Below are 20073 nucleotides of genomic sequence, written 5' to 3'. Positions count from 1 at the left end.
GCGCCCTTCGCGGAACACGCCCGTTGCAGATCAACTCCGCTAATATCTCGGCAGGTCCCTGATCGCCTCGTAGTATCGTTCGACGCCGATCTCTCTCATCCGTTCATTGATGGCCACATGCCTGCGGCGCAGGTTCTCGTCGAACCCCGTTCTGTCGCAGGGAAACTCGGCGCACTGGAAGCAGAAATCCACGTTCCTCTCCCGGGCGCAAGGGCGAACGCCGCAGGACGCGAACAGCCTGCATTCCTCCCGGCGGCACCCCCCGCAGCCGCCCTCGGCCAGATGGTCGAGAAACTTGGTGAATTCCGGGTAGGAGGCATACACGGGATCGTTCAGCAAGGTGACGAAACGTTCGGCGTACGCTCCGAAATTGCCCAGGGCGGCCTGGAGTTCCCTGCTCAGTTCATGAATCCGCCCCCCGGCAAAGGCAAAGCATTTGCCGCAATGCAGCCCGCAGGGCGCGAGGCGTTCCTTGATGAATTCATTTTGGTTGTCGGTCATGATGGGGTCTCGCTGCTGTTCGTTGCAAATCAATGGCCTGTTCGTACTTTTCGGGCCGGATAGCAATGCCCGGCAGCTGCCGCGACGGCCATCATCCGGCCTGAAGCTGGCGGGAGCGGACTCTCTCTTTTCGGAATCCTCGTGACTGCGCACAGAGACCTTCCCCCCATAAACCGCCGCAGCGTGACAGGTTGTGGGACGAGACCAGACAACGTATCACCGGCCGGAAGCGAACAAGGCAGGCACTTACCCACACAGGAGCCCCGAGAGTATGAAAACATCCCGCAACGCCCCCTGCCCCTGCGGCAGCGGCCAGAAGTACAAGAAATGCTGCCTGCCAAAGGTCGAAGCCCAGGACTTCGCCTATGGTCGGATCAGCCAGGCCTTCCAGTCCTTGACCGGCAAGCTCTTCACCTTCGCCGAAGGCCTCCTCGGCCCCGACGGTATGGACGAGGCCATCGACAACTTCCTGCTCTGGGAAGAGGAGCTCGACGACGCGGACACCATCGATGACCTCGCACCGCTCATGGTGCCGTGGGCCGTGTACGCCTGGGACCTCACGCCCGCGGACATCGAGGAACTGGACTTCGAGATCGCCCTGCCGCCAGACACCAGCGTCGCCGAACTCTATCTCCGGAAGAAAGCCGCCAAAATCGACAGCCTCGAACGGCACATCCTGGAATCCGTCGGGCGCCTCGTCTTCTCCTTCCATGAAGTGACCGCCGTCGTCCCGGGCAGCGGGTTCGAATGCACCGACATCCTCACCGGGCAGTCGCACAGCGTCTCGGAGCGCACCACAGCGGAACAGCTCGCCGAGGGCGCCATCCTCTTCTGCGCCATCGCCCGCATCGACGACCTGGAGCTTCTGGCCGCCGTGAGCCCCGTCACCTTCCCCCTGGCCTGGAAAACGGACGTCATCGACCTGCGCGAGTTCATGCAGAAGAACAGGCCCATCCTGACGCGAGAGGACCTCTTCGAATACGACGGGGAAATCCGCGACGTCTTCCTGGCGCTCTACGCCCGGGCCACCAGACCGCCAGCGCTGACAAACACGGATGGGGAGCCGCTCGTCCCGCAGACGCTGTACTACGCCATCTCCGACCCGCAGGAAGCCTTTGACGCCCTGAAGCACCTGTGCGTGACGGAATCTCAGGAAGACATCCTCAAGGACGCCACCCGTTCCGAGACCGGCGCCCTGCTGTCCGTGAGCTTCCCATGGGTCCGGGACGAAACCGCCGGGGTCACGCCCATGTCCAACACCATCCTCGCCCACATCGACATCGATGAAACAACCATGATCGTCGAAGTGAATTCGGAAAATCGCGCCGCGGCGATCCGTGAGGTCATCGAGCAGGCCCTGGGTGCCGGGGCGCAGTTTCGGACGGCCAGCTTCGCCCCCTTGGAGGATACAGGGGATGAGTACGAGGATGAAGACCGGCAGGATGTCCACGACACGCTCATGCAGGACCCCGTGGTCCGCGAGCACTTGGAGCGGCGTTTCCTCGAACACTGGGAGAAATGGGTCGATGCCCCCCTCCCGGCCCTGGACGGGGAAACACCGCGGCAAGCCATAACCACTCCCGCGGGCCGGGAAAAGGTCGTAACCCTGATCCGCAACGCGGAGCTGAACCGCAACCCTGATATGGAGCTACAGCGTAAAGGGATCGAACTGGCAAGGAGGGAGTTGGGATTGTAATGGGTGGGCGGACCGGTAACCGGTCTGTTCACTACGCCAACAGGATGGACACCATTCGGCGGATAGCCCGGATAAAATTCCTGAAGCTGGCCGAACGTTCGTTGTCGAGGTCCAGATGTCGAGCGATTTGCCTTGAACTTCCAACCTTCTGATAGCGGCCTTTCGTCAGCAGATGCAGTTCCCTCCCGGGACTTCCGAGATAATCCGGCGCCCGGAATTTCTGCTTGTTCTGCTTGCCGGCCAGTCCGGGAAGGCCAAGGGCCTGTCCCACGGCGGCAAGGTCCGCCAGATAGAACGCTTCCAATTCCCTGCAGGCGATTCGCACCGCGGCATGTTCCGCCCTGCCGCTTTCCCGGACTCGACGCACCAGTTCCTCCTTGACCACGCGGCAGTCAGGAGCGCTGTCCTGGTCACGGAGAACGATAAAGCGGGCCTCGGGGTTCAGATAGCCACGTATGCGCCGGGCCATCTGGTTCATGAGATCCTGCTTGCCTTCAAAGACGATGCAGCGGAATCTGATGCCGTCCGCGAGCATCCTGGGCAAAAGTGTTTCCAGCATGGCTCTGGCCGAGGCTTCCTCCAGCAGAAAGACGATCTCCTTCATCTCGGGTCAGCCCCCTCGAAAAAACCCTGCTTCCAGAGCCAGCCCAGCTTGTCGCCCTCTTCCATATATCGCGTGATCTGGAGATCGTCTTTTGCGCGGCGGATTTCCGTGAAACCGTCCTTTTTCACCAGCCAGCAGACCTCCTCAAGCCTGGCCGCGTTCAGAAAATCCGGCGAATGGGTGGAAACGAGCACCTGGCCCCGGTTTGCGTACAGGCGAAATTCCTCTGCCAGCTCGTCCATGAGGGTCGGGTAAAGCTGGTTCTCCGGTTCCTCGACGCACAGCAGCGGATGGGGCTTGGGATCGTAGAGAAGTACGAGATAAGCGAACATCTTGATGGTGCCGTCGGACACGTAGCGATCCAGAAAAGGCGTTTTGAACGAACCGTCCCGAAAACGTAGGGTCAGATAGCCGTCGTCCATGAGCTTGGGCTCAATGCCCGCCACGCCTGGCACTCGCCTGGCCATCACGCTGAGAATGCGTTGAAAAGTTTCCGGGTGGTAGTCGTGCAGATAGCGGGCGACCAGGGGCAGATTATCACCTGATTCGGAGAGATGCTCGGATTCACCAGTCGCTTCCTTGCGGCCGCGAGCGGCGCTGATATGAAAATCGGACACGTGCCATGACTCAATGAGCTGCCGGAAAGCGTTGGCGGCCTTGAAACGGTCCAATTGACCCAGGGCCTTCAGAGCCAAGGTGTCCGGAGCGACTTTCTGGTACTCGCGCTTCAACTCCTCGTCAGTTTTATCGAAGTCCTCCTCGTTGGTCACCGCGTAGCCCTCACCTCCTTCGAACTTCAGAAACTGGTACGGACTGCCGTAGCGGCCGCGCTTGTACTGCAAAACTTCCTTCCGGACAAAGGCCATCCCATGCTCTTCGGCTATCTCCAAGGAATAGGTCACAAGGCGGTTGGCTTCGGTGATATGCATCCGGTACTAAATTTCAATTAGGATGGAATCCCCGTCCGCATCGCGGCTGAGCACCTCCTTGAAGCGCCCTCGCTTGTCCAGGGCCTGCCGGACCGTGCCTCGCAGGCAGTCGTGCAGAAAGCCGAAGACATCGAAAAGCGTGGACTTGCCGGAGCCGTTGGCGCCGACGAGCACGAGGAAAGAGGGAATGTCCTTCAGTTCCACGTCACGGAATACTTTGAAATTCTTGAGTCGGATGGATTCGATCTTCATGGAGATTCCCCGGTAGCGTCTGCCCGATTGTTTCTCCGATTCCTCTCCGATTTTGGCTGGTTACGCAATACCATCGCTAGTCCCAAGAAACCCCATGCGCCACCGCCTCCAACGCCTGCTTTCGGCCCTGCCTGTCCTGCTTCTTCTCGCCGCCTCGGCCGCGCCATCATCGAACAGGCGGACAAACAGGCCTGAGGGTGGCCTCTGGTCAAACTGTTCCTTCTGTTCGCGGTGACGGATTCCCTGCCCGGGCCGAGGATCGGGGTCTGATCGAGGAATGGAGGCGACAGTCAAGCTCCGTTCGCCCGCATTCACGCCTGAACATCGTGACGCCCGAACACTTCCGCCGACAGCACGGAGAAAACCTGAACCGCCGGGAAACCCTCGGGAACCCAGTGGCTCGAAGTTTCCCGACAGGTCGTCCCCGCCCTCGCGCGATCTCGCGCATCCTCTCTTTGCTGCTCTGAACAAATCATAGCTCGAAAAGTGCCGCGACGGCGTGCGTCCTCGTCAATCACCCGACCTACGCGGCCTGGCCGACGGTTTTCGGCATATGTTGATATGGTGTGGAGAATTGCGTAGTGTTGATCTCAAGTCTTTTTCACGGGGCAGGCCCTGCCTGTTTCCGATGGATCGTGCCGGGTACGAGATCATGCACGAGGCGACGGCCCGGAATCCCCAGGACCCGATCACCATGGGATTCGTTTCGGGCTTCGCTGTACGGATGCGGTGACAATGAGGGTATGCAACGCCACACTGGCATAACGGAGGTACCACCATGAAAAATTGTCTGAAGATCATGAAAATCATGCTGTGCATGCTGCTGGTCGCGTCTTTCGTGGGCTGCGCCGGAACAAAAACGCGCGAAAGCACGGGGCAGTACATTGACGATTCCGCCATCACGACCAAGGTCAAAGCCGCCATATTCGCCGAAGAATCCCTGAAGACGCTGCAGATCACGGTGGTCACGTTCAAGGGCGTCGTGCAGTTGAGCGGTTTCGTCGACTCCGCTGCCAGCGTCACCAAGGCGGGCAAGGTCGCCCGCGGCGTCGAGGGGGTGAAGTCGGTCAAGAATGACCTCGTGGTCAAATGACCTCCGGCTGTGGCCCCCATACGCCGGGCTGCCCGGCAGCACGCGATGTGGCTGCAGGGCCGTTGCCGGTTTCCGCGCGAAAAGAGGAGAACACATGCCGGCATCCAAAGAGAAAAAGCTGGAAATGCTCCGTTCCATGCTCCTGGCCCGAAAATTCGAGGAAGCGCTGACGGAGCTGTGCACGATCAAGAACAAGATCCCGGGGATGATGATCCTGTGCACGGGCCAGGAAGCCGTCGGCGCCGGGGTGTGCGCCGCCCTGGCGGCCGAGGACGTCATCATCACCAACCACCGCAGCCACAGTCACCTGCTGGCCAAGGGCGCGGACCCGAAGCTGCTGATGGCCGAAATCTTCTGCAAGAGGACGGGGTGCAACAAGGGCAAGAGCGGCACGCTGCACCTGGCCGTGCCCGAGGTCAACGCGCCCTGCACCACCACCGTGGTCGGCGGGGGCCCGCCCATCGCCGTGGGCCGGGCCTTTGCCCAGCAGTACCGGGGCGAAAAGCGCGTGACCGTCTGCTTCATCGGCGACGGCGCGGCCAACGAGGGCTCCGTGCACGAGGCCATGAACCTGGCCAGCGTGTGGCGCCTGCCGGTCGTCTTCGTCTGCGAAAACAACGTCTACGCCGGCGCCCAGCGTTACGAGGAGCACACCAGGGCCGCCAACATCGCCGACCGCGCGGCCGGGTACGCCATGCCCGGCGTGGTGGTCGACGGCAACGACGCCCTGGCGGTCCACGATTCGGTCAAGGAGGCCCGCGAGCGGGCCCTGGCCGGAGAGGGCCCGACTCTGATCGAATACAAGACCTACCGCTGGCGGGGCCACGGCGAAAACGACATGCAGCTCTACCAGCCCAAGGACGAGATCGCCCGCTGGCAGGCCGCATGCCCCATTCCCAGGCTGCGCGCCGACATGCTCGCCGAAGGGCTTGTTTCGGTGGAAGAGGTGAAGGAAATGGAGGCACAGGCCGAGGCCGCCGTGCAGGAGGCCATCCGCTTCGCCGAGGACAGCCCCTACCCCGAGCCCCACGAGGCCCTCGAAGACGTCTTCGCCTGAAGCAACCGGAACGCACACAAGGAGCCGCAATGCAGCACTTAGGAATGGGGCAGGCCGTGAATCAGGCCCTGCGCGAGGAAATGATCCGGGACTCGGGCGTCTTCATCGCCGGCGAGGGGGTCGGCGTGAGCATCCACGACAGCCCCATGCTCCCCACGCACGGGCTGCTGGCGGAGTTCGGGCCGACGCGCGTCAAGGACACGCCCGTTTCGGAAGCGGCCATCGCGGGGCTGGCAGTGGGCGCGGCGGAAGCCGGGCTCAGGCCGGTCGTTGAGATCATGTTCAATCCGTTCTTCACCCTGGCCTCGGACATGATCGTCAACCACGCCGCCAAGCTGCGCTATCTTTCGGGCGGCAAGTCGTCCTTCCCGCTTGTGGTGCGCATGAAATCCGGGGCGGGCTTCGGCGCCGGGTGCCAGCACTCCCACAACCTGGAGGCCTGGGTCGCCCACTGCCCCGGCCTGAAAGTGGTCATGCCCGCGACGCCGGCCGACGCCAAGGGGCTGCTCAAGTCCGCCATCCGGGACCCCAACCCCGTGGTCTTCATCGAGGACATGATGCTCTACTTCGCACCGGGGCCGGTTCCCGAAGGGGAGTACCTGATCCCCATCGGTAAGGCCGACGTCAAACGGCCGGGACGGGACGTGACCGTGGTCACCTGGTCCAAGATGCTCGCCGTGGCCCTGGGGGCGGCCGAGACCCTGGCCGCCGAGGGGATCGAGGCCGAAGTCGTGGACCTGCGCACCCTGTCCCCCCTGGACACGGAGACCATCCTCGCCTCGGTGCGCAAGACCGGCCGCCTGGTCGTCCTGCACGAGGCCTGCCGCACGGGCGGCTTCGCCGGGGAGGTGGCGGCGGTGGTCATGGAGCAGGCCTTCGCCAGCCTGAAGGCACCCCTGCGGCGCGTGACCGGCCCGGACATCCCGGTCCCGGCCAGCCCGCCCCTTGAGCGCTTCTACATCCCGGACCAAGGGCAGCTGATCGCGGCGGTGAAGGAGATCGTCTGAAGCTCCGAGGATCGCAACGATGAAACAGACAAAGGCCGGCAACGCGACAAAGCGCAGCGTCGGCCTTTGCGCGTGCAAGCCCATCGCCTCTTCCGGCATGGCCTCGGTCCGCGCCTGACGGAATTTTTCCACGAGCATGGGCGAATGGGAAACATCGGGCTGGACAAACCCGCCTGGCATCGCTTTTGATGGGCCCCTGCGAAACAAGGAGCACCCATGCGTTACATCCACCACCCCCACACCGACCCGGCCTTCAACCTCGCCGCCGAGGAATGGCTGCTGCGCAACACGGACCAGGACATCTTCATGCTCTGGCGCAACCACAGGGCGGTCATCGTCGGGCGCAACCAGAACACCGCCGCCGAGATCGACGAGGCCTACGTGCGCGAGCACGACATCACGGTCATCCGCCGCATGACCGGCGGCGGGGCCGTGTTCCACGACCTGGGCAACGTCAACTTCTCCTTCATCCAGCTCGGCAGCCAGAGCCGGCACCTGGACTTCCACCGCTTCACGGCCCCCATCCTCGAAGCCCTGCGGGCCATGGGCGTGGACTGCCGGTTCGAGGGGCGAAACGATCTGACCATCGACGGCCTCAAGTTCTCGGGCAACGCCCAGCTCATCGAGAAGGACCGCGTCCTGCACCACGGCACCCTGCTCTTCTCGGCCCAGATGGCCGACCTGTCCGGCGCCCTCAAGGCCAATCCGCTCAAGTTCGAGGACAAGGCGGTCAAGAGCGTCAAGAAGCGGGTCACGAACATTTCGAGCCACCTGCCCGCACCCATGGACGTCGAGACCTTCATCGCCAGCGTCATGGACCACGTCTCGGACGGCGCGCCCGGCCACGCCCTGGGCCTGCGCCCCGACGAGGAGGCGGGAATCCGCGAACTGGTGCGCACCAAATACGGCACCTGGGACTGGAACTTCGGGGCCTCGCCGGACTACGGCATCGCCCAGTGCCGCAAGACTCCGGGCGGGCTGGTGGAGGTCCATCTGGACGTGCACCAGGGCCGCATCCGCAGCGCCCGCATCTTCGGGGACTTCTTCGGCGTGCGCCCGGTGGCCGAACTGGAGGCCCTCCTGGCCGGCTGCCGGCACGAGCGCGCGGACATCGAGGCCGCCCTGGCGGGGGTGAGCGTGGGGGAATTCATCCGCGACGTGGACACGGGGACGTTTGTCGACAGCCTGTTCTGAAATCGACCGGAGCGCGGGGAGCGGAAATTCAAGGCCCTGCCCGCTACGCGACCGTTTGGGTGTCGCGCAGCAGGCAGGCAGGGACGTCAGGCCAGCAGCACGCTGCGGATCAGCACGGACACGTAGCCGACGTAGCAGGCCAGCAGGATCGTGCCCTCGAAACGGTTGATGCGCCCCTGGCCCGGGCCGCGAAAACCGTAGCCCATGACGAAGAGGGAAAAGGTCAGGCCGGCCATGGCCAGAATGTCGCGGGAGAAGACCTCCGGACCGACGCGCAGGGGGGAGATGGACCCGGCGATGCCGACCACGGCCAGGGTGTTGAAGAGATTCGAGCCGAGGATGTTGCCCAGGGCGATGTCGTCCTCGCCCTTGCGCGCGGCGACGATGGACGAGGCCAGTTCGGGCAGGGACGTGCCCACGGCGACGATGGTCAGGCCGATGATCATGTCGCTGACCCCGAACCCGCGGGCCAGTTCCACCGCTCCCCAGACCAGGATGCGCGAACTGGCCACGAGCAGGACAAGCCCGACCGCCAGCCAGGTCAGGGCGCGGCGCAGGGGCATGGGGCGCCTCATCTCCTGCTCCACCTCCAGCCCCAGGGCATCGGTCTGCCGGCGCAGTCCCTGCCAAACGGTCCAGGCCATGAGCCCGCCGAAGACGGCCAGGAGCGTCGCGGCATCGCCACGCGAGACCTCCCCGTCCATGAGCTGCCACGCGGCGAAGACGGTCACGGCCGTCAGGATCGGCAATTCCGTGCGCAGCACGCGTGAATGAACCATCACGGGCCGAATGACGGCGGTCAGGCCGAGGATGAGGGCGATGTTGGTGATGTTCGAGCCAAAGGCGTTGCCCAAGGCGATGCCGGGGTTGCCCTGGCTCGCCGACAGCGCCGAGACGACCATCTCCGGCGCGGACGTGCCGAAGCCGACGATGACCATGCCTATGAGCAGCGAAGGCATGCCGAGGCGGCTGGCCGCGGAGGCCGCCCCGTCCACAAAGCGCTCGGCGCTCCAGACCAGCAGGGCGAGGCCGAACACGACGGCGAGAATCGGGGTGATCATGCGCAGTCCCTCCCGGGGTGCGTGGAGCCCCCGCTCACGATGGGACAACGCCCGGTATGGACGTCTGAATTCGGGATGAGTCCACCCCTCGGGAATGGCGAAGACGGCAGGAAACGGTTCTTTTTCATGAGACCTCCGGGTCTTGGCCGAAGGTCCAAAAAAAAGACCTCCAGCACGGTTCGGTGCTGAAGGTCTTGCTCATCGGTGTGATCCGACGGCAAGGCCAAGCGCGGAAGCGCCGGTGTTGTTGACCTTGCCTGGAGGAGCTACTCCCCTTCGAAAAAAACAAGATTACATCCGCCCCACTTCCCCGTCAAGGCCCGGCATCCGCCCCCCGCATTGCGGGCAATCCATCCCACATGCGAAAATCATGGCAAAAAGAGACGCGCCGACACCCAGAAAAGCGAACCGTCACCCGCACGAAGTCTCCAAGGGCAACACGACGACTTGATTTCGCCCCTTGTCCTTGCCCACGTACAACGCCTTGTCGGCGACATGGACGCAATCGTTGATGGTCATGCACGGATTCTCGCAGGCGCTGACGCCGAAGGTCGCGGTGACCCGGAAGGACTCGCCGCCGCACGAAAAGGGGGTGTCCGCAATGGCCTTGCGGATACGCTCGGCGATCACGGCGGCCCCTGGGGCATCCGTATCCTTGAGCAGCATGACGAACTCCTCCCCGCCCCAGCGCGCGACCCTGTCCTGGGCGCGCAGGCTGTTCGTCAGAAGCGTCGAAATGACCTTGAGGACCTCGTCGCCGCAGACATGGCCAAAGGTGTCGTTTATGTCCTTGAAATTGTCGACATCGCACATGACAAGAGAAAAACCGGGAAAGACGGCGCGGACCTGCGCGGCGTGCCTTCTGCGGTTCAGCGCGGCGATCTCCGTGTCCAGGCAGTCGATGATGGCACGGCGATTCGGCAGCCCGGTCAGGAAGTCCGTCAGCGCCATCTCCTCGATCTTGCGGTTTTTCTCCTCAAGGGCCGCGTTGGCCAAGGCGAGGCGGTTCTGGGTCAGGAGACGTTCCTCCTCCAGGCGGATGGCGGATGAAAAGGCCTCGATGATGTACTGCTCGATCTCCGTGTATTCGCGCTTGCGGGTGTCGACGACGCACAGCGACCCGACCACCCTGCCTTCCAACTGGACAGGGAAGCCCAGGTAGGATTTCAGGCCGTACTGCCTGACGTTGGCGTCCAGCGTTGCCCATTCCGTGCCCTCCAGGTCGTTGAGGACAACGGCTTTCATGTTGGACGGGCCGCGGTGCGAGATGGTCATGTCGTAACAGATATGGCCCTCCGGGGCATCTTCCCGCTTGAAGCCCGGAGGTTCGTGGTCGATGGACCACGTCCTGAGCACACCGCCTTCGAGCCGGTTGTAGAGCGCCACGTCTGAACCGAGGACCTTTCCCAGCGTCGTGACGACGACGTCGATGTTCCTGATGGGATCGGGTCCGAGCAGATAGAAATAGTCGAAGAGAAAGCGCCGCATCTCCACCAGGGCGTCCTCGGCCTTCTTCCTCATCTGGGATTCCTTCTCCGCGGCCAGCCGCCAGTCCGAGCTCTGCGTACTCATATCCTCACCTCGAAACTCCGAAAACGCCGGTTGTCCGGCTGCCGAAAGCGTTTCTGATCACCAAGTGCGTAAAATATACGGACTGACAGTACAGGTAAAGCCGAAACCCATCCTTCCCTCACCCATCAATGCCCGCACGCCACCGGGAGGCCCGTCCGCACGGCATCGACAGAACATCGAATCGCGCCTTGTAAGAATGAACTCTTGCTGATATCCCCGGCAACTACGACAAAGCGGACACGGCTGCCGCAAGGCCCGACCCCGCACGTCCGGACCATCCCAAACATGATCACCCATCTGAAGCAACTTCTATCACGGCGCTCCACCGCCCCGACCCCGGACTCCACGTACAGCGGCAGGCAGACGATTCGCAGGGAAATGTTCCTCATCGGCCTGTTCTGCCTGGCGGCGATAGCCGTCGTCGTCGTTTCCATGCAGTCCATGGGCATCTACCGCGCGGGCATGGACAGCGCGCGCGAACGGATCACCGGCGCGAACAGGCAGATTTCGTCCTACGTCGAGGCCCACCTCGAAGGCCTGGCGGCCGCGGTACGGATCATGGCCGCCACCCCCGATGTCGTGCATGGCGACACAAGCGGCGAGGAATCCAGGGAACGCGCCCGGACCTACTTCCGCTTCGTCGAGCTGTCCAATCCGAACGTGAAGTACTCGTATGCAGGCTATGCAGGCGGGGAACTGCTGATCAACGGCTACACCCCGCCCGAGGGCTACGATCCGAGGGTCCGGCCCTGGTACGTCGCCGCGGTCGAAAGCTGGCCCAAAATGACCATCGGCCTGCCCTATCGGGACATCGTCGACCAGGAGTGGCTCGTCGCCATATCATCGGCCTTTTTCGACGCCAACGGCCTGCGCGGCGTCGTCTCCGTCGACAGCACCCTGTCCAGCATGGACGGGATGCTCAACAACATCAAATCGTTCCGCAGCCAGTCGAACTTCGTCGTCAATGCCGACGGGCAGATTCTCATCCACAACAACGACAGCGGGTACCTCGACCACAAAATCGGGGACATTGTCCCCGGGGCCATGGAGCTGCTGAAGGGCGCTACCGGCTATATCGAATACGATCTGCCCGGAACCGGGATCCGGATGGCGTATTTCACCCGGCTCAACATCAACGACTGGATCATCGTGTCCGCCGTGGACCGGGACGAGGTCATGGCCCCGATCAGGGGCAGGATCGCGCTGACCGTGTCGGCGACGGCCCTGGTCACGCTGCTGCTGGGGCTTCTGCAGCTCAAGGCGTACGAGTGGCGCTTCGTCGAGCCGTTCATGACCCTCAAACGGCGCATAGCCGACATCACGGCGGGCAGGGAGGCGGGCAAAAAGCCGCCGTCCATTTCCAACGCCGAACTGGCCTCCATCGCGGACAGCATCGAAGGGATGACCCAGTCCTCTCTCCGGCGCAAGGCCGCGGAGCTGCGGCTCATCCTGGAGACGACCAGCGACGGTCTGCTGGTCCTGGACGACCAGGACAGGATCACGCACTACAACCAGCGCTTCCTCGAACTGTGGAACCTCCGGGACGAGCATGTCGGGGAGGGACTGAGCGCCCTCGTCATCGAGCACGTCAGAGGGGCCGTCCTGCCCGAGTCCGCCGACAGCGTGCTCGAAACGCGCCACAAGGACCGGGACAGCCAGCTGATCCACCTTAAAACGGGGATCATCCTCGAACAAAGCGCCAGGCCGCTGCTCGAGGACGGCAGCGTCACGGGCTGGCTGTGGAGTTTCAAGGACGTGACCATCAAGATCATGGCCGAAGAAAAGCTCCGGTTGCTGGCCGCCACGGACGAATTGACGGGCCTTTGGAACCGGCGCTGCTTCATGGGTCGGGCCGAGGCGGAAATCGCCGAGGCGATGCGCCTGCGCCAACCCTTGTGCCTGGTGCTCCTGGACGCGGACCACTTCAAGCGCATCAACGACACCTACGGCCACGCGGCCGGGGACGCCGCCCTGAAATACCTGGCAAACACGCTGACCTCGCGCCTGCGCTCCTCGGACACCGTCGGACGGATCGGCGGAGAGGAATTCGCGATCCTGCTGCCCAACACGGGCCAGGAGACTGCCCGTGCGGTGCTCGAAAAGATCCGGACCGTCATCGCGCAAGGACGCTTCACCTATGGCGACAAGGAACTGGCCTTCACCGTAAGCATCGGCATCGCCGCCCTGCAAGGCGCCAAGATCAGCGTCGACGAATTCTTCTCCATCGCCGACGCAGCCTGCTACCAGGCCAAGGCGCTGGGACGGAACCGCACCGTGGTCCGGGCCTGCGACAGCCCCCGGCCGGATGAAGCCGTAAGCCGGCAGTGACGCCGCGCGGCACGTGGTCAGCCCGGCCATTGCGGTCGCCGGAAGACGGCCTGTGACAAACGGAGACGGCCATCGCCTGTCCGGCATGGAATATGGCGATGAAAGAGCGTGACTGGATACATCCTTCCGCGCAGTCTGTTTGACGGGCTTTCGCCCCGATTCCGGAGCGCTACGATCGGAATTATTCTTGACAATGTGCCTCCATGCACAATACTTATGGTTTTGAAGGGGAGTAGCTCCCAGTGGCAAGGTCAACAATACTGGCGCGAAAGCGCTTGGCCTTGCCGTCGGAACCAACCGATGAGCCAGACCTTCAGCATGATCAACCATGCTGGAGGTCTTTTTTTTGGATGACCTCCAGCCAAATCAGGAGGTTCCATGAAGACCGATTCTCTTTCTCCATCTTGCGCGGCCGTCGCGCATACAAGAAAAGCCTATCTCTTTTTCCCCCTTATCGCCCTGGCCTTTCTCCTTTTCGCCTGGCCGGACCTGGCCGACGCAAAACGCATGGGCGGCGGCGGGTCCTTCGGCAGCAAACCGTCGTACAGCAGCGGCTACAACAAGCAGGCTTCCCCTTCCAAGGACTCCCCGGCCATGGCCAAGCAGGCTGCGCCAAACAGCCCGTCCCGCTTCGGCGGCCTCGGCGGCATGTTCGGCGGCCTGCTCATGGGCGGCCTCATCGGCTCCATGCTTTTCGGCGGCGGATTCGCAGGCCCGGGCATGCTCGACATGCTTCTCCTGGCCATGGGCGGGTTTCTGCTGTTCAAGTTCCTGAAATCCCGCCGGGCGGCCACTGCAAATTCGGCGCCTTATGCCTACGCCGGACATGAAGAAGCCCGAAACCCCGGCTCGCACGGCGGATGGGGCCAGCAGCGCTTCGAGGCGCAGGCGCCGCCGCGCCCCGTCATGCCCCACGGCCTGGACGAGCAGGAATTCCTGGCCGGGGCGAAAGCCCTCTACACCCGCCTGCAGGCGTCCTGGGACCGTCGGGACATCGACGACATCCGCCAGTTCACGAGCCCGGAAGTGCACGGCGAGATCGCACGCCAGGCAGCGCTCGACCCTGCGCCCGGACGCACGGAAATCCTCATGGTCGAGGCGCGCGTGCTGGAGGCCCGCAACGCAGGGACCGAAACCGTCATCAGCGTGCTCTTCGACGCCATGCTGCGCGAGGACGGCGAAGGAGCCCCTGCGGAACAGGTCAGGGAAGTCTGGCACATCCGGCGCGACGAAAGCGACCAGTCCCCCCAGTGGACCCTGGAGGGCATCCAGCAACTGACGGTGTAGCGCCCTGCCCGGCACACGCCCGGGGCATTGGCATGGCCAATGCCCCGGGCGTGTGCCGTCTGCATTATCCGACGGCAAGGCAGGTGGACTCGATAAAGAGATCAAGAGACATTTCGCGTTTCGGCCGAGGATGTCGACCAACAACAACAGGGGAAGTATCACGGCCCGCGTGTCGATCATCAGTACCCCCAAATGCGAAAAGCCCCGGAGCTTGTGACTCCAGGGCTTTTCGTTCGTTGTTGTGTTTAACGGCTAGGCTATGCCGAGCAGATACCAATATGGCTCGAAACTTCGTTCGACCAGTTGGCCAAGCTGCTGAACAAATGGGCCGTAGTCCATGTCCTTCCCCGCCTTGTCCAGATTCTCGTAATAGGCGGCCCGATCCTCCACCGGGATGATGACGGTCGGAAACCCTGCCCGCATGAGCTCCAGGTTCATGACGAGCCTTGAGGTTCTTCCGTTTCCGTCCCGGAAGGGATGGATGATGACCAGGTCGGCATGCACCCTGGCCGCCCTTTCCACCGGATGAAGACTCCTGGCCTCACCACGGTACCAATCGAAGAAGCGCTGCATGCGCTCGCCGACGTGAAGGTGGTCAGGCGGAGCATGTCCCGCGCCGGAGATCATGACGTTGCAGCCCCGATAGCGTCCAGCTTCGCTGTCGATCCCCCGCAGGACAAGCTGATGCAATTCCTTCAATATGCGCTCGTCAAGCGGGACGTTCTCCTGCACCAGGCCTTCCAGGTAGGTGATCGCGTCGGCGTGGTTGATGGCTTCGAGGTGGTGCCGCAGCGGTTTGCCGCCGATGGTCAGCCCCTCCTCCAGCACCACCTTGGTCTCCATGAGGGTCAGCGTGTTCCCCTCGATGGCGTTGGAGTGGTAGGTGTACTTGAGCACCATGTCCTCACGCAGGTTCCGGACAAGTTCCGGTGCGAGGGGGCGATGGGCGTCCAGCTTGGACTTCAAGGCGTCCAGAATGGCGAAGGCGTCATGGTGCATGGAAGGTGTCCTTTTTGGCTTTTGGATTTGGTAAACGCGTTGCACACTCATGTCCAGCGCGCCAGCCTGGGGCCAGATCCGACAATCCAATCCAGCCAAATTATCCACAAATAAGAATTGTCGCGCCAGGAAGAAACATCTCCATGACAGCGCAGAAAGCAACAGAAAAGGGCCTTGCAGCGTGTTGACTGCAAGGCCCTTGAATTTCTGGTGTCGAAGGGGGGACTCGAACCCCCACGGGATACCCCACTACCCCCTCAAGATAGCGTGTCTACCAATTCCACCACTTCGACATCTAACCTATCAGATTTGCGAAACTTCATCCCGCAAACCGGAGAAGCAGTCTTTAGCCATGCCTCTACGGTTTGTCCAGTACTTTTTTTACTGTTTCTGCTCCGGAGCGGCAGGCTGCTCGGCCGGGGTCTGGGTCACGGGCATGTCGATGACGATGGACTCCTTGGGAGCCACGTGCTGCTGGGTGCTGATATACGTGAAGACCATGGAAGTCAGGAAGAACACGGTCGCTGCGCCGGCGGTCAATTTGCCGAGCAGGCCTCCCGCGCCCGTGGCCCCGAACAGGGACCCGCCGCCACCGCCGAAGATGACTCCCATGCCCTCTTTGCCGGACTGCAGCAGGACGAGGACGACAAGGGTGACACAGGCAATGACGTGAATGGTGATTATCAGGGCGTTCAAGGGGTTTCCTCCTAATATTTAAGCCAGAACGATCTGGCTGAAGCTGTCGGCTTTGAGACTTGCGCCGCCTACCAGTACACCGTCCACATTGTCAAGGCGGATGATAGTTCCGGCGTTGTCGGGCTTGACGGAACCGCCGTAAAGGATGCGCACGGATGCGCCCTCGGTCGGCAGCAGGGCCACGAGTTTTTCGCGCACAAAGGCATGGGCGGCCAAAATCTCGGCCGGTCCGGCAACCTCGCCCGTGCCGATGGCCCAGACCGGCTCATAGGCCACTGCCAGGCTCTCGGCCGTGGCGGAGCCGAGCACGCCCTCCAGGCCCTTTTCCAGCTGCCGCGCCAGCACAGCCTCGACCTGCCCGGCCCTGCGCTCCTCGATAGTCTCACCGACGCACAGGATCATCCGCAGGCCCGCGCCCAGGCCGAAGGTCACCTTCCGCCCGACAAGCTCGTCACCCTCTCCCAGGACGTGCCTACGCTCGGAGTGTCCAGCCAGAGCGTAGGCGCAGCCCAGTTCCAGCAGCTGCTCAGGGGCGACCTCGCCCGTGAAGGCTCCCTGCCCGGCAGGGTAGAAGTTCTGGGCGCCTGCGCTGCAGCCCGGGGTCTTGGAAAGGATGGGAGCCACGGCCGAAAGCATGGTGAAGGACGGACAGACCAGGACCTCGCGGTCCGCGGGCAGACGCCCGTCCAGCAGCCCGACCAGTTCCGCGGCCGTGGCCGCGCCTTCGGCCACGGTTTTGTACATCTTCCAGTTGGCGGCCATGAGCTTCTTCATGACTTTTTCTCCAGGGCGGTGAAGGCCGGCAGTTCCTTGCCTTCGAGGAATTCCAGGAACGAGCCGCCGCCGGTCGAGATGAAGGAGAACTTCTCGGTCAGCCTGGTCTGCTCCACGATGACGTTGGTGTCGCCGCCGCCGAGGATGGTCATGGCGGGGATGGCGGCCACCACCCGGCAGAGGTTGATGGAACCCTGGGCAAAGGCCGGATTCTCGAAGGCGCCCATGGGGCCGTTCCAGATGACGGTCCCGGCGTCCTTGATGACCTCGGCGAACAGGGTGTGGGAGGCCGGGCCCGTGTCGAGGATCATCTCATCCTGGGGGATGTCCTGGTAGGTCCTCACGCCAGAGGCGATGCCGCCCTTGGGGTCGGTGCCGAGGATGAAGTCCACGGGCAGGTAGAACTTGACGCCCTTCTCGCGGGCCTCGACCATGATGGCCATGGCATCCTCGAGCAGATCGTCCTCGACCAGGGAGATGCCGACCTCGAAGCCCTGGGCCTTGCGAAAAGTGTTGGCCATGGCGCCGCCGACGATCATGGAATCGACCTGACCCATGAGGGCCTTCAGGATGCCGAGCTTGGAGGAGACCTTGGCCCCGCCGATGATGGCCACGAAGGGGCGCTTGGGGTCTTTCAGGGCCTCGCCCAGGTACTGCCATTCCTTCTTCAGGAGCAGGCCACCGCAGCAGTCGGCGATGAATTCCGTCACGCCGACCACCGAGGCGTGGGCGCGGTGGGACGCGCCGAAGGCGTCGTTGACGTAGACTTGGCCGAGAGCGGCCAGCTCGCGGCTGAATTCGGGGTCGTTCTTGGTCTCGCCGGGATGGAAGCGCAGGTTTTCAAGCAGCAGGACTTCTCCGGGCTTCAGGGCGTCGGCCATGGCCCTGACCTCGGGCCCGATGCAGTCCGGAGCCATCTTCACCTCGCGCCCCAGCAGCTCGGCCAGGCGGGCGGCCACGGGCTTGAGGGAGAACTGGGCGTCCGGGGCGCCCTTGGGCCGGCCCAAATGGGAGCAAATCACCAGGGAGGCGCCGCCGTCCAGGGCCATCTGCAGGGTCGGCAGGCTCTGCCTAATGCGGTTGTCGTCGGTGATGGTCTCGCCCTTCAGGGGCACGTTGTAATCGACGCGCATGAGAACGCGCTTGCCGCTGACGTTCAGTTCGTCCAGAAATCGCATATGATCTGCCTCCATGGGCTGCGGAGTTGGTTGTCAAAGGCGTGTACAAACATCCGCTTATCTACTGGAATGGCGCGGGAATGACAATGCCCCGCCCCCATCGACGAGGAATCCGGCCCGCCCCCCTTGATCCCGGAACGCAAAGCACGCACAATGCCATGGTCCCGATTTTTTGCAACGTCATCCCAAGGATCGCAGCATGACCGCACCGCGCATCGCCCCAATGACCATGAACGACTACCCCGCCGCCCTGGCCCTGTGGCAGGGCACGCCGGGCATCGGCCTGTCCGCTGCAGACGGGCCCGAGTGCATGCGCGACTACCTGCTGCGCAATCCGGGCCTGAGCCAGTGCGCCTGGTCCGGCGAAGTCCTGACAGGCACGGTCCTGGCCGGACACGACGGCCGGCGTGGCTACCTGCATCATCTGTGCGTGCACGAAGGCTACAGGCGCCGAAGCATCGGCCGCATGCTGATAGACAGCGCCCTGGGCGCCCTGGCCGAAGCAGGGCTGGACAAGGCCCACGCCTTCCTCTTCACGGACAACGAGGACGGACGAAAATTCTGGGAGCGGATCGGGTGGAACTGGCGCACGGACATCGGGGTCGTGTCCCGGATGACAGCGGGAGGCGGGCGATGAAGAGCATACTGAACCAGAGCAGGCAGCGCCTCGACCACGTGCGCGCCATCCGGCGCGAACTGCACCGGCATCCCGAGATCGGCACGGACCTTCCCCGAACCAGAGCCCTGGTCCTGCGCGAACTGAACGGGCTCGGCCTGGACGTCCGGGACAACGTCGGCGGCGGCATCGTGGCCGACCTGCACGGACCGGCCGGCGGCTCGGACGGCATGGTCGCCCTGCGGGCCGACATGGACGCCCTGCCCGTGCAGGAGGAGACGGGCCTCGAGTTTGCCTCGCAGATCCCTGGGCAGGCCCACGTCTGCGGCCACGACGCGCACACGGCCATGCTCCTGGGCGCGGCCGCCCTGCTTACGGACCTGCGGGACAGGCTGTCGACGGGCGTGCGCTTCCTTTTCCAGCCCAACGAGGAGAACCAGCCCGGCGGTGCGAAATTCATGGTCGAGGCCGGGTGCCTCGACGGCGTGCGCGAGGTCTACGGCCTGCACGTCTGGCCGGGCAGACCCACAGGCTGGTTCGGCACCCGCCCCGGCCCCCTCATGGCCCGGCCCGACGTCTTTGGAGTGACCCTGCGGGGCAAGGGCGGACACGCCTCGGCCCCGCACCAGTGCGTCGACCCTGTCCTGGCCGCCTGCCATCTGGTGACCCAACTCAACACCATCGTCTCGCGCCGGGTGCCCCCGGGCGAACGGGCCGTGCTCAGCGTGACGCGTCTCGACGCCGGCACGGGCTACAACATCATACCGGACACGGCCTTCCTGCAGGGCACGGTGCGCACGCTCTCGGCGTCGACGGGCGACATGATCGAAGGGGCCATGCGCGCCATGACGGACGCCGTGGCCGCCGGCATGGGCGTGCAGGCTGAATTCGACTACCTGCGGGGCTTCCCCGTGGTCGACAACGACCCTGCCGCCGCGGCGAAAGCCGCACGGGTTCTCGGGGAGATATCAGAAATGGTTGAGGGGAACATCGATCCGGTCATGGCCGGCGAAGATTTCTCGCAGTACCAGCAGAAGGTGCCGGGTTGCTTCGTCTTCATGGGCTGCGGCCCCTGCGCCGCCGACGGCCGGGGCGGGCTGCACAGCTCGTGCTTCTGCCTGGACGAGGACTGCCTGCCCTGGGGCGTTGCGGCCCTGGCGGCCCTGGCCCTGGATCGGGAGCCGCGCGTTTTCCCTTAGGCTACAGTTCGAAAATCATGGATTCCCGCC

19 protein-coding genes and 1 tRNA gene are annotated in these 20073 nt (G+C 63.6%); 9 read left to right on the top strand and 11 right to left on the bottom strand.

Annotation, left to right across the window (positions count from 1 at the left end; translation table 11 throughout):
- Window positions 1–39 precede the first annotated feature (39 nt).
- A complete protein-coding gene (locus ACYQ3G_RS08215) occupies window positions 40–501 on the bottom strand; it encodes a DUF3795 domain-containing protein (RefSeq protein ID WP_459824653.1) in 462 nt (153 codons plus the stop codon).
- A gap of 271 nt (window positions 502–772) precedes the next feature.
- On the opposite strand from ACYQ3G_RS08215, the gene ACYQ3G_RS08210 reads away from it, so the two are divergent.
- A complete protein-coding gene (locus tag ACYQ3G_RS08210) occupies window positions 773–2197 on the top strand; it encodes an SEC-C metal-binding domain-containing protein (protein WP_459824651.1) in 1425 nt (474 codons plus the stop codon).
- A gap of 31 nt (window positions 2198–2228) precedes the next feature.
- Here ACYQ3G_RS08210 and ACYQ3G_RS08205 read toward each other — a convergent pair whose 3' ends face one another.
- Genes ACYQ3G_RS08205 through ACYQ3G_RS08195 form a run of 3 tightly spaced genes read right to left on the bottom strand, consistent with a single transcriptional unit; the run spans window position 2229 to window position 3982 of the window.
- Complete coding sequence (locus ACYQ3G_RS08205) at window positions 2229–2801, bottom strand: DUF4276 family protein (RefSeq protein WP_459824648.1); 573 nt, start codon at window positions 2799–2801, stop codon at window positions 2229–2231.
- Window positions 2798–3730: an AAA family ATPase gene (locus ACYQ3G_RS08200; RefSeq protein ID WP_459824646.1), complete on the bottom strand. Its 933-nt coding sequence runs from the start codon at window positions 3728–3730 to the stop codon at window positions 2798–2800. The genes ACYQ3G_RS08205 and ACYQ3G_RS08200 overlap by 4 nt, the downstream gene beginning before the upstream one ends.
- A gap of 6 nt (window positions 3731–3736) precedes the next feature.
- Entirely contained in the window at window positions 3737–3982 is a 246-nt protein-coding gene (locus ACYQ3G_RS08195) for an AAA family ATPase (RefSeq protein WP_459824644.1), read from the bottom strand.
- 778 nt (window positions 3983–4760) lie between these two features.
- On the opposite strand from ACYQ3G_RS08195, the gene ACYQ3G_RS08190 reads away from it, so the two are divergent.
- The 4 genes from ACYQ3G_RS08190 to lplA all read left to right on the top strand — a co-directional run bounded on the left by ACYQ3G_RS08190 (window position 4761) and on the right by lplA (window position 8333).
- Entirely contained in the window at window positions 4761–5075 is a 315-nt protein-coding gene (locus tag ACYQ3G_RS08190) for a BON domain-containing protein (RefSeq protein WP_028577351.1), read from the top strand.
- Between the two features lie 94 nt (window positions 5076–5169).
- On the top strand, window positions 5170–6132 hold the full coding sequence (locus ACYQ3G_RS08185) for a thiamine pyrophosphate-dependent dehydrogenase E1 component subunit alpha (RefSeq protein ID WP_459824640.1): 963 nt from the start codon (window positions 5170–5172) through the stop codon (window positions 6130–6132).
- 29 nt (window positions 6133–6161) lie between these two features.
- Window positions 6162–7139 carry an alpha-ketoacid dehydrogenase subunit beta gene (locus ACYQ3G_RS08180; RefSeq protein ID WP_459824637.1) on the top strand — a complete coding sequence of 326 codons (978 nt, stop codon included), beginning with the start codon at window positions 6162–6164 and terminating at the stop codon, window positions 7137–7139.
- 216 nt (window positions 7140–7355) lie between these two features.
- Entirely contained in the window at window positions 7356–8333 is a 978-nt protein-coding gene (gene lplA / locus ACYQ3G_RS08175) for a lipoate--protein ligase (protein ID WP_459824634.1), read from the top strand.
- An 86-nt stretch (window positions 8334–8419) separates the two neighbouring features.
- On the opposite strand, the gene ACYQ3G_RS08170 is transcribed toward lplA, so the two are convergent.
- Complete coding sequence (locus tag ACYQ3G_RS08170; protein ID WP_459824632.1) at window positions 8420–9394, bottom strand: calcium/sodium antiporter; 975 nt, start codon at window positions 9392–9394, stop codon at window positions 8420–8422.
- Between the two features lie 411 nt (window positions 9395–9805).
- Window positions 9806–10966, bottom strand: coding sequence for a sensor domain-containing diguanylate cyclase (locus tag ACYQ3G_RS08165; protein WP_459824629.1), 1161 nt, complete (start codon window positions 10964–10966; stop codon window positions 9806–9808).
- Between the two features lie 285 nt (window positions 10967–11251).
- On the opposite strand from ACYQ3G_RS08165, the gene ACYQ3G_RS08160 reads away from it, so the two are divergent.
- Both ACYQ3G_RS08160 and ACYQ3G_RS08155 read left to right on the top strand, forming a co-directional pair.
- Window positions 11252–13294: a sensor domain-containing diguanylate cyclase gene (locus ACYQ3G_RS08160; RefSeq protein WP_459824625.1), complete on the top strand. Its 2043-nt coding sequence runs from the start codon at window positions 11252–11254 to the stop codon at window positions 13292–13294.
- Window positions 13295–13672: 378 nt separating this feature from the next.
- A complete protein-coding gene (locus tag ACYQ3G_RS08155) occupies window positions 13673–14581 on the top strand; it encodes a Tim44 domain-containing protein (RefSeq protein ID WP_459824623.1) in 909 nt (302 codons plus the stop codon).
- A 252-nt stretch (window positions 14582–14833) separates the two neighbouring features.
- Here the strand turns inward: ACYQ3G_RS08155 and ACYQ3G_RS08150 are convergent, their stop codons facing one another.
- The 5 genes from ACYQ3G_RS08150 to ACYQ3G_RS08130 all read right to left on the bottom strand — a co-directional run bounded on the left by ACYQ3G_RS08150 (window position 14834) and on the right by ACYQ3G_RS08130 (window position 18228).
- Window positions 14834–15580 carry a Fic family protein gene (locus ACYQ3G_RS08150; protein WP_459824621.1) on the bottom strand — a complete coding sequence of 249 codons (747 nt, stop codon included), beginning with the start codon at window positions 15578–15580 and terminating at the stop codon, window positions 14834–14836.
- 208 nt (window positions 15581–15788) lie between these two features.
- Window positions 15789–15873, bottom strand: a tRNA-Leu gene (locus ACYQ3G_RS08145).
- Window positions 15874–15961: 88 nt separating this feature from the next.
- Complete coding sequence (gene secG, locus ACYQ3G_RS08140; protein ID WP_459824619.1) at window positions 15962–16276, bottom strand: preprotein translocase subunit SecG; 315 nt, start codon at window positions 16274–16276, stop codon at window positions 15962–15964.
- Window positions 16277–16294: 18 nt separating this feature from the next.
- On the bottom strand, window positions 16295–17050 hold the full coding sequence (tpiA, locus tag ACYQ3G_RS08135) for a triose-phosphate isomerase (protein WP_459824617.1): 756 nt from the start codon (window positions 17048–17050) through the stop codon (window positions 16295–16297).
- Window positions 17047–18228 (bottom strand): phosphoglycerate kinase, encoded by a 1182-nt coding sequence (locus ACYQ3G_RS08130; RefSeq protein WP_459824614.1) that lies wholly within the window; start codon window positions 18226–18228, stop codon window positions 17047–17049. The genes tpiA and ACYQ3G_RS08130 overlap by 4 nt, the downstream gene beginning before the upstream one ends.
- Before the next feature lie 199 nt (window positions 18229–18427).
- On the opposite strand from ACYQ3G_RS08130, the gene ACYQ3G_RS08125 reads away from it, so the two are divergent.
- A complete protein-coding gene (locus ACYQ3G_RS08125; RefSeq protein WP_459824611.1) occupies window positions 18428–18865 on the top strand; it encodes a GNAT family N-acetyltransferase in 438 nt (145 codons plus the stop codon).
- On the top strand, window positions 18862–20043 hold the full coding sequence (locus ACYQ3G_RS08120) for a M20 metallopeptidase family protein (RefSeq protein ID WP_459824608.1): 1182 nt from the start codon (window positions 18862–18864) through the stop codon (window positions 20041–20043). The genes ACYQ3G_RS08125 and ACYQ3G_RS08120 overlap by 4 nt, the downstream gene beginning before the upstream one ends.
- Window positions 20044–20073 lie beyond the last annotated feature (30 nt).

The sequence above is a fragment of the Desulfomicrobium salsuginis genome (assembly GCF_054657795.1).
This window is presented reverse-complemented; position numbering and strand designations above follow the sequence as displayed.